The sequence below is a fragment of the Actinomadura xylanilytica genome, assembly GCF_030283145.1.
Classification (GTDB): domain Bacteria; phylum Actinomycetota; class Actinomycetes; order Streptosporangiales; family Streptosporangiaceae; genus Spirillospora; species Spirillospora xylanilytica.
The window spans coordinates 933420-942569 of record NZ_JASNWE010000005.1; the positions used below are offsets into that span (position 1 = coordinate 933420).

A 9150-nucleotide genomic window follows, 5' to 3' on the forward strand; every position below is an offset into this window, starting at 1 on the left:
GCGCGTCAAAGGTCCAGGCGGCCCAGCGCCCCGGTCACCTCCTCCATGGTCACGGGCTCCTCCGTACGCCACGCGGCACCGGCCAGCGCGCGCAGGCCGTCGTAGGGGTCACCGGCCCCCCTGAGCTCGATCCGTCCGCCCGGCACGGCGGTCCAGCCCCCGCACAGGTAGCGGTCGCCGTCCCAGCGGACTTCAGGGTGGGGGACGAGCAGCCCGGTCAGGTCGGGCGCCAGGTAGGTCGGGCGGTGCCGCGGCCCGGCGGTCAGCAGGGCCGCGGGATCGGTCACGCCGGTGAACACCAGCAGGCTGTCCGCGCCGCCGTTGTGCGCGCCCTCGATGTCGGTGTCGAGCCGGTCGCCCACGACCAGCGGGCGGCGCGCCCCGGTGCGGAGGATCGACTCGTGGTGCAGAGGGCGCTCCGGCTTGCCGGCGAGGATCGGGGCCGTCCCGGTGGCGGACGTGATGACCTGGAGCAGCGACCCGTTGCCCGGGAGCGGCGGACCGTCCCCACCGGGAAGGGTGAGGTCACCGTTGGATCCGACGAACAGCGCGCCTTGGGCCACCGCCCGGGCGCCCTCGGCGATGAGCCCGTACGACAGCCCGGGGGTGAACCCCTGCACGACGGCCGCCGGCCGCTCGGACGCGGTGGAGACCGGCCGCAGCCCCCGGGCGTACAGGGCCTGCCTGAGGCCCATGCCGCCCACCACGAGCACCGCCGCCCCGGCGGGGAGCCGCTCGGCGAGCAGGCGGGCCGCCGCCTGCGCCGAGGTCACCACGTCCTCGGCGGTCGCGGGGACGCCCACGTCGCTGAGCAGGGCCGCCACCGCGGAGGGCGTGCGGGAGGCGTTGTTGGTGACGAACGCCAGCCGCTGCCCCGCCGCCCGCGCCTTGGCGAGCGACTCCGCCGCCGCGGGCACCGGGCGGTGGCCGATGTAGACGACGCCGTCGAGGTCGAGCAGGGCGACGTCGTACGCCTCGCTCAAGGGCCTGTCGCAAGCCTTCATCGGGCTCCCATCGCTACTCGTCGTGTCGCCGGCCGTCACCGGCGGGCGCCGAGGATGGCGCGCACATGCCGGAGGGCGTTGGCGTAGTCCTTGTTGTCGGGGCGCATGGCCACGGCGAGCGCCAAATGCTCGACCGCCTCCTCGAACTCGCCCATCCGGCTCAGCGAGAGCCCGAGCCCGAACAGCGCGTAGTCCTCTGCCGGCTCCTCCCGAACAATCAGCCGGAAGCTCTCGGCCGCCTCGGCGAACCGCCGCGTCCCGAACTGCGCACGAGCCAGCGCCTCCCGGATGCTGAGCGAACCCGGCTCAGCCTCGGCCGCCCGGATCAGCAACTGAAGCGCAGCCGCAGCACTACCGGACCCGAGCAGCTCAAGTCCCCGCGTGTACCACTCGTACACACCGCCCTCCGGCACAACGCCTCCACCCTTGTAGCCCCTGACCCGGCACAGAAGGACGCCCTGTCCACCCGGCGGGATTCTCCTCATCTGGACGATTCCTCACCCAGCGATCTGTTCGGCGCGAACAAGAGCACTTGCCGCGCAGGCAGGCGCCCACTCCCCGCACCACCGCCCGTGGCACCGCCCGCACCACCGCCCGTGGCGCCGTTCGCAGCACTCCCCGCCGCGGCCGAGGCAGCACTCCCGACGGGGGAACTCCCAGCCCACGGCCGGCTGGGGAGCGCGCTGCCCGGGAGGAGGAGTGCTCCGCCTGTGGGACGGTCACCCTCCGAGGACGGGACCGCACCGCGCGCGGAGGGATGCCCGCACGGGGAATCCTCCGCTCGTCCAGGTTCTTGAACACTCATGTGGACCTCCCCTCGGACTACGATCACCACGACGGTACCCGGCCGTCACATGACCGCCCGCCGGTGATTACCATGCCCACAGTGGACGACGACCTCCCCTCCGAGCTCGGGCCTGAGGAGTTCAGCGCCTGGGTCTTCGGCGCATCGGGGCCGCGGGCCGAGGACGGCCTCGTGCTGGCGCCCTTCCGCGGTGTCCGCTTCGTCCCGGACGTCGCCGGGGACCTCGCCTCGGTCACCACGCCGCCCTACGACCTGATCGACGACGACGCCGTCCGGCGGCTGCTGGCCAGCGGTGGCCACAACGTGGTCCGCCTCATCCTGCCGCGCCCCGCCGAGCAGGGGTACCGCGAGGCGGGCGAGACGCTCCGGCGCTGGCTGGCCGAGGGCGCGCTCGCCACCGACGCCGAGCCGGCCCTGTACGTGTACGAGGCGGCCGAGCGGGGCCAGGTGCGGCAGCGTGGGCTCATCGGCGGGCTCGGGCTGCGCGCAGAGGCCGACGCCGTCGTCCTCCCCCACGAGAACGTCTTCCCCGGACCCGTCCGCGACAGGCTGGCCCTGATGTCGGCGGCCCGCGCGAACCTGGAGCCGATCTTCCTCGTCTACGAAGGGGGCGGGGACGCCGCCCGGATCGTCGACGAGGCCGCCGCCGCAACGCCGCTGCTGGAGTTCCACGCCGACGACGGGCTGACCCATCGCCTCTGGCAGATCACCGACCCCGGCCTGCACGACCGGATCGCCGCGGATCTGCGCGACCGGCAGGCGCTCATCGCCGACGGGCATCACCGCTACGCGACGTACCGCGCCCTCCAGGCCCGCCATCACGCCGCCGGGGACGGCCCCGGCCCCTGGGACCAGGGCCTGGCGCTGCTGGTCGACTCGACCCGCTACCCGCCCCGGCTGGGCGCCATCCACCGCGTGCTCCCGGGCCTGCCGCCCACCACGGCGCTGGACCGCGCCGGCACCGTCTTCCGCGTCACCGAGATGGCCGGCCTGGCCGCCGCCACGAAGGCGCTCGCCGCCGCCGAGGGACCGGCGTTCCTGCTGGGTGGGAGCGGCTCGCTGCACCTGCTGACCGACCCTGACCCGGGCCGGCTGGAGCAGGCGATGCCCGCCGAGCATTCCGCCCGCTGGCGAGGGCTGGACACGGCGGTCCTGGACCACCTCCTCATCGCCGGCCTCTGGAACATCCCCGAGGACGAGCACAGCGTCGAGGTCGTGCACGACGACCCGGCCGCGGCCGTCGATCGGGCCCGGCGCACCGGCGGCACGGCCGTCCTGCTCAATCCGCTCAAGGTCGAGGACGTGCTCGCCATCGCCGGCGAGGGCGAACGCGTCCCGCGCAAGTCCACCTCGTTCGGCCCCAAACCGCGCACCGGCCTGGTGCTGCGCCTCCTCGAGGGCCCCTGACGGCGCTCGGGGAGATCTCCCCTTCCTCAATGGCTCCATTCGAACGGCTCCTTCCGCAGAGCCCGCAGACCCCCGACCACGACCAGGATCAGGAGCGACGACGGTGACGAAACTCATCGACAAGGTGGCCTGGGTGCACCTGGAGGACGGAAAGATCCTCAGCACCCGCTCGCACGGCAAGGACGCGTTCTACCTTCCCGGCGGCAAGCGGGAGCCCGGCGAGAGCGACATCGAGACGCTGCTCCGGGAGGTTGACGAGGAGCTGACCGTCACCGTCCTCGCCGGGACGGTCGCCCGCCTGGGGATCTATGAGGCCCGGGCGCACGGCCGCGCCGATGACGTCACCGTGCGGATGACCTGCTACACCGGCGGCTTCACCGGCACCCTCGCCCCCGCGAACGAGATCGCGGAGATCGCCTGGCTGACCTACGCCGACCGCCCTCGCGTCTCCCCGGTCGACCAGCTCATCTTCGACGACCTGCACGCCTCCGCCCGTCTCACCACCTGACCCTCGTCTCTAATGCCTCTCCGCCTGCCCCCTCACCACCTGCCCCCGACTCCGGTCCCCGATTCGGCACTCGCGTCCGCCGTCCCCGCGCCCCCAGATCTCCCGGGTGATCCAGGTGATCCGGCCGGCCGGCCGGTCTGGCGGGGGCCACGGCCACCAGGACGGCCTCGTGGACCTCGATCTCGCAACCGCCCACCCCGAGCCCGTCGGGGGTTCCGCCGCCGCGGAGCGCGCCGCAGACCTCGATCAGGTCACCGGCCCGCCAGTGGGGCGACTCGGCGCCGATCCCGGGGTCGAGGCTCGCGCAGGTGAACGTGTCGGACGCGTACCGTCCGCCCCCCTCGTGCGGACGGTCGACGGTGAGCCTCCACCAGGAGACCTCACCGCCCGCCGGAGGGGCACGGCGGACCGGGTCGCCGGCGAGCCTGCCGAGCAGGTGGACGGAGTTGAGGTGCGGACAGACCATGATCTGCTCCTTTCGACCGGGCATGGATCCAGCCTGCGGCACCCGGGCACCGGAGCGAAAGTCCTTCGCCAACCTGTGGATAACTCTCCACCCGAGAAGAGATGATCTTTCTTATGGACACCTCCACCACGATCACGCCTCTCGGCGGCGACGTGTACGAGATCGACACGCGCATGGCCGGGTACTCCGGGATCACCGCCGGCTACCTGATCCTCTCCGACCGCCCCTGCCTGGTGGAGCCGGGCACCGCGGGGTCGGCGCCGGTGGTGCGGCAGGCGCTGACCGAGCTGGGGGTGGGGCCGGCCGACCTGGCGACCGTGGTGGTGACGCACATCCACCTGGACCACGCGGGCGGGGTCGGCGACATCGCCGAGATGTACCCGGGCGCCGAAGTGGTGGCCCACGAGAAGGGCGCACGGCACCTGGCGAGCCCAGAACGGCTGATGCGCAGCGCGCGCATGGTGTTCGGGGACCGCCTCGACACCCTCTTCGGTGAACTGAAGCCGACGGACGCGCAACGGATCCGGGCCGTGGAGGACGTCGGCGTCATCGACCTCGGCGGCGGACGGCGGCTGGAATCGCACTACTCGCCGGGGCACGCCAAGCACCATGTGGGACTGGTGGACTCCCAGACAGGCGACCTTTACGTGGGGGACGCGGCGGGAATCTACATTCCCGAGACCGCGGACGTGAAGCCCGCGACGCCGCCACCGGACTTCGACCTGGACACCGCCCTCAAGTCGCTCGACCGGTTCCGGGCCCTGCAACCACAACGACTGCTGTTCGCGCACTACGGACCGGTCGCGGAGGTGGCGGACACGCTGGACCGGTCCGCCGAGGAACTGAAGATCTGGGTCGACACCGTGCGGAACGCCCGTGACGAGGGCATGGACCTCGACCACGCCGTAGCCGCGGTCGTGGAACGGACGAAGGAGCGGTACGCCGTCACCAGCGACGGCATCGACCCGGAGCTCGCCGCCAAGTACGAACTGCTCAGCAGCACGCAGAGCAACGTCGCCGGCATCATGCACGCGTTGAACTGGAACGAGTGACCGTCCTCAGCGGCGGAACGGCCCGGCCACTTCGAAGGTGTGCCCGTCAGTGCCGGCGACGAAGCCGCTCTTCCCGCGCTGCGAGGAGAAGTACAGACGCCGTCCGTCCGGGGAGAACGCGGGGCCGGTGATCTCCGACTCATCGTGTCCGGTGACGCGCAGGAAGGGGGCGACCACCCCGTCCGGGGTGATCATGTTGATCTCCATGTTGTCGCCGTCCTCGGCGACGTAGAGGTCTCCGGAGGAGGTTCCGGTGAGGTTGTCGACGCCGTGCAATGGCGCTTCTCCCTCAGTGACCAGGTCATCGTCATAGGCCAGGTCGAGCCGTTCGGCGCCGGCGTCGTACGCCCAGACCCGGTTGTCGCCCTTGGTGGTGAAGTAACAGACGCCCCGGGCGTAGTAGCAGCCTTCGCCGCCCTTGAAGTGCATGGCGCCGGAGACCTGGGAGCGGGTCGGCGTGACCCACAACTGCGGATTCGGGACCGGCTCCCATCGGACGGGGCCGAGTCCCGTGCCGACGAGCACCTCCAGAAGCCCCCCGTCCAGCGTGCCCCAGGTCTTCGGCCGGAACCGATAGAAGCACCCATCCGACTGGTCCTCGGTGAGGTAGACGACCCTGCGGTCAGGGTCACAGGCCGCGGCCTCGTGCTTGAAGCGCCCCATGGCCGGACGAGGTCGCGCGGCCTTCTCACCACGCGGGTCGGTCTCGTAGACGAGGCCGAAGTCGTGCTCCTCGCACGACAGCCACGTCCCCCAGGGGGTGGCGCCTCCCGCACAGTTGAGGGTCGTCCCGTTCAGGATCCGGTACGCCGAGGTGACCTTGCCGGTGGCGTCGAAGCGCACGGCGGACACTCCGCCCACCACCGGGACCTCACTGTTGCTGACATAGATCCAGCCGTCGCCGTCGGGGAAGCACGCGCCTCCGTCCGGCGCCGGGTGCCAGGTGTGGCGCGTGCCCTCGACACGCTGCATGGACCGCGCGACGACCCTGCCGGTGAACCCGGCGGGCAGTTGCAGGCCATTGGCATCGGCGGCCTGCAACGGCCCGTACGGGCCGGGCCCGGGTTGTGCGGGCCCGGCGAGCGCGTCCTGCCACAGCGCGCCGGAGAAGGCGGTCGTTCCGCTCGCGACCGCCGTCGCGCGCAGGAAGGTGCGTCGGTTCAGGGGCATGGCGCTCCTCACAGGGTCACTCCGGATCGTGATGGAGTGGATCGCCACCGGACGAATCCGTGGCCCCCCGAACGGCACGATCTTGTGAATATCCGGTGAAAAGCCCGCCCCGTCAAGGGCTCCGGCAGAGCTCGGATCACTCCGGCCGGAAGCCCCGCTCCTCGTCCTCGTCCTCGTCTTCGTGATCCCCGTGTGCCTCGTCGGCCCGCGTGGGCTCGAGGAAGAGCACCGTGGCCTCTGGGGAGACCTCGGCGGTTTCCGCCGGGCCGGGCTCGGCGACTCCCTCGGCCGGCGTCTCCGCCTCGTCCGCGGACGCCGTCTCCGAGGGTGCGGCCTTGAACTCGATCGCCGTCGCGTCGCCGCTCTCGGCCTCGTCCTTCGTCTCGTCGACGGCCGCCGCCTCGGGCCCGGCCTCGTCCACCCCGGGACCCTCCACGTCCACGATGGGCTCAAGGGCGCCCTGCGGGCCTGCGACGGCCTCTGAATTGGCCTGAGCGTCCTCGGGAGCCTCCTCCGGGACCGGAGGAGGCGCAGGCTCCGCCACCGCGTCCTGGACGACCTCAGAAGCCGCCACCGCCTCATGTGCGGCGGCGTTCAGCGCCTCGGCCTCTGCCGCGGAACCGAACGCGAGGTCCTCGGCGTCGCCGTCGCCCTCCTCGGTGTCGACGATGTCCAGGCCCTCGAGCTCCGCGTAGCGCTCGGCGGCGTCGGTCTCCCCGTCGCGGTCGGCGGCGGCGGCCTTGGCGAACCAGTCGGACGCCTCCTCCGCGCGGTCCGCGTCGATGAGCGCGTCGGCGTAGGCATAGAACAACCGGGCCGACCAGGGGCGCAACCGCTTGTCCCGCAGTTCGGGGACCTGCAACGCGACCACCGCGGCGTCGAACTGGCCCAGGTCCCTGCGCGCGCCGGACTCGACGATGCGCAGTTCGACGCGGCCCATCGGGTCGAGCTTGTTGGCCTCAGGGGCCTTCACCACGTCCAGGGCGCGTTCCGGGCGGCCCAGGCCGCGCTCGCAGTCCGCCATGACCGGCAGGTAGGAGTCCTCGCCCGCACCGAGCCGGCGCGCGGCGCGCAGTTCGGCGAGCGCATCGGCCCATTCGCCCGTGTGGTAAGCGGCGAGCCCGGCCGCCTCGCGCACGATGCCGACCCTGGAGGCCAGACGCCGTGCCGCCCGCGCGTGCCGGTAGGCGGTCGCCGGGTCGTCCTCGGCCAGGCGGCCCGCCATCACCAGATGGCGCGCGACCCGACTGGCGAGGTCCTTGGGCAGGGTGCGCAGCTCGACGCGCGCGTCGACGTCCAGTTCCTCACCGGTGACGTCGTCGGGCAGGATCGGGTCGTCGTGCTTGGGGGCGTTCCCCTCACGGTCCCGCAGGTTGTCGCGGCGTTCCGGACGGTCGCGAGGCGGCCCGTACGAACGTCCGCCTCCGTCCTGCGGGCGCCCCGCCCCGCCACGGCCCCTGGACGACTGGTCGCGATCCCCGGGGCGACGCCCCTCACGGTTGCCCTCGAACCGGCGCCCGCCCGATCGCTGGTCAGAGCCCCGCTCCTGGCGGAATCCCCCGGGACGTCGCTCCTCGCGCTGCGAACCGTCTTCACGGTCCTTGGGCCGCCCCTGGAACTTGCGGTCCTGCGGACGCCCTTGGAACTTGCGGTCCTGCGGGCGCCCCTGGGGACGGCGTTCTCCCGGCGCTCCCTCGGAACGGGGTCCCCTGGGTGCGCCGTAGTTGGACTCGCCACGCTCGCCAGAACGGGCTTCGCCCGGCTGCGCACGGCGGTCATCGGAACGTTTGAAGGGACGGTCCGGCCGACGGTCGTCCCGTCGTCCGCCGCCCTGCTTGTCCTGCCGGTCCTTCCACCCACCGGCGGCAGGCCGGCCCCCTGCACCAGGACGACCGCCCGACGCCGGGCGCCCCCCCGACGCGGGACGGCCGCCGCCGGCCGGACGGCCACCGGACGGGCGCCCTCCAGAGACGGGACGGCCACCGCCCTCAGGGCGCCATCCGGACGCGGGACGGCCATTGCCAGGCGGACGTCCTTCCGACGTCGGACGGCCACCGCTCCCTGAGCGGCTCTCGCCCGCGGGCCGTCCGCCGGACGTCGGGCGGCCTCCCCCTGTAGGGCGGCCACCGGATGCGGGACGGCCACCACTAGGGGGGCGCCCGTTGGACTGGGAGCGGCCACCAGAGGCGGGGCGACCACCTGACTGGGGACGCCCGCCCGCGCTGGGACGGCCGCCTTCGCCCTGCCGACCTCCTGAGGACGGACGGCCCTGAGGAGCACCGCCTCGACGGCCGCCCTCACCGGATCCGTTCTCGGAACGACCCCGGGCCCCCTGAGAGCCGCCTGAGCGGGGGGCGCCACCGCGAGGCCCGGCGCCCTTGCGGGGCGCACCGGCCCCACCAGGTCCACCGCGGGCATTGCCCCCACGGCGATCAGGCGTGCCACGCCCGCCGCTCTTGCCCCTCCGCTCGCGATTCTCGTCGCTGCGGCCGTCCTCTTCCGCGCTCATAACGTCCGTCACAGTTCTCGGTGGTTCATGGACCCTTGCAGCCTACTTTGACTAGGCCAGGACATGCGTCGAGGGCCGCCCCCCAAAATCAGGGGCGACCCTCGACTCACAAAAAGAGTCCGGCGGTGTCCTACTCTCCCACACAGTCTCCCGTGCAGTACCATCGGCGCTGAAGGGCTTAACTTCCGGGTTCGGGATGGGACCGGGTGTTTCCCCTCCGCCATAACCA

General features: G+C 72.6%; 7 protein-coding genes and 1 rRNA gene. 3 read left to right on the plus strand and 5 right to left on the minus strand.

Features of this window, described 5'->3' with window-relative positions; genetic code table 11:
* Positions 1 to 5: 5 nt before the first annotated feature.
* Positions 6 to 1004, minus strand: a complete 999-nt coding sequence (locus QP090_RS34165) for an HAD-IIA family hydrolase (RefSeq protein ID WP_285943812.1) — start codon at positions 1002 to 1004, stop codon at positions 6 to 8.
* A 35-nt stretch (positions 1005 to 1039) separates the two neighbouring features.
* Positions 1040 to 1402, minus strand: a complete 363-nt coding sequence (locus QP090_RS34170; RefSeq protein ID WP_285943813.1) for a tetratricopeptide repeat protein — start codon at positions 1400 to 1402, stop codon at positions 1040 to 1042.
* 479 nt (positions 1403 to 1881) lie between these two features.
* Here QP090_RS34170 and QP090_RS34175 point away from each other — a divergent pair, with 479 nt between their 5' ends.
* The 3 genes from QP090_RS34175 to QP090_RS34185 all read left to right on the plus strand — a co-directional run bounded on the left by QP090_RS34175 (position 1882) and on the right by QP090_RS34185 (position 5242).
* Positions 1882 to 3216 carry a DUF1015 family protein gene (locus tag QP090_RS34175; protein WP_285943814.1) on the plus strand — a complete coding sequence of 445 codons (1335 nt, stop codon included), beginning with the start codon at positions 1882 to 1884 and terminating at the stop codon, positions 3214 to 3216.
* A 103-nt stretch (positions 3217 to 3319) separates the two neighbouring features.
* The gene (locus QP090_RS34180; RefSeq protein WP_285943815.1) at positions 3320 to 3724 is read left to right on the plus strand and encodes an NUDIX hydrolase; all 405 of its coding nucleotides are present in this window, start codon (positions 3320 to 3322) and stop codon (positions 3722 to 3724) included.
* A gap of 579 nt (positions 3725 to 4303) precedes the next feature.
* A complete protein-coding gene (locus QP090_RS34185) occupies positions 4304 to 5242 on the plus strand; it encodes an MBL fold metallo-hydrolase (RefSeq protein ID WP_285943816.1) in 939 nt (312 codons plus the stop codon).
* A 6-nt stretch (positions 5243 to 5248) separates the two neighbouring features.
* On the opposite strand, the gene QP090_RS34190 is transcribed toward QP090_RS34185, so the two are convergent.
* From QP090_RS34190 to rrf, 3 genes are all read right to left on the minus strand, one after another.
* The gene (locus QP090_RS34190) at positions 5249 to 6412 is read right to left on the minus strand and encodes an alkaline phosphatase PhoX (RefSeq protein WP_285943817.1); all 1164 of its coding nucleotides are present in this window, start codon (positions 6410 to 6412) and stop codon (positions 5249 to 5251) included.
* Between the two features lie 136 nt (positions 6413 to 6548).
* Entirely contained in the window at positions 6549 to 7637 is a 1089-nt protein-coding gene (locus QP090_RS34195) for a tetratricopeptide repeat protein (protein ID WP_285943818.1), read from the minus strand.
* Positions 7638 to 9038: 1401 nt separating this feature from the next.
* Positions 9039 to 9150, minus strand: a 5S ribosomal RNA gene (gene rrf / locus QP090_RS34200); the annotation flags it as partial.

What these genes read in the sequence shown, in the direction of transcription:
- QP090_RS34165 (WP_285943812.1), bottom strand. Translation starts at nt 1,004, where the DNA reads ATGAAGGCTTGCGACAGGCCCTTGAGCGAGGCGTACGACGTCGCCCTG.
- QP090_RS34175 (WP_285943814.1), top strand. Translation starts at nt 1,882, where the DNA reads ATGCCCACAGTGGACGACGACCTCCCCTCCGAGCTCGGGCCTGAGGAG.
- QP090_RS34185 (WP_285943816.1), top strand. Translation starts at nt 4,304, where the DNA reads ATGGACACCTCCACCACGATCACGCCTCTCGGCGGCGACGTGTACGAG.
- QP090_RS34190 (WP_285943817.1), bottom strand. Translation starts at nt 6,412, where the DNA reads ATGCCCCTGAACCGACGCACCTTCCTGCGCGCGACGGCGGTCGCGAGC.
- QP090_RS34195 (WP_285943818.1), bottom strand. Translation starts at nt 7,637, where the DNA reads ATGGCGGGCCGCCTGGCCGAGGACGACCCGGCGACCGCCTACCGGCAC.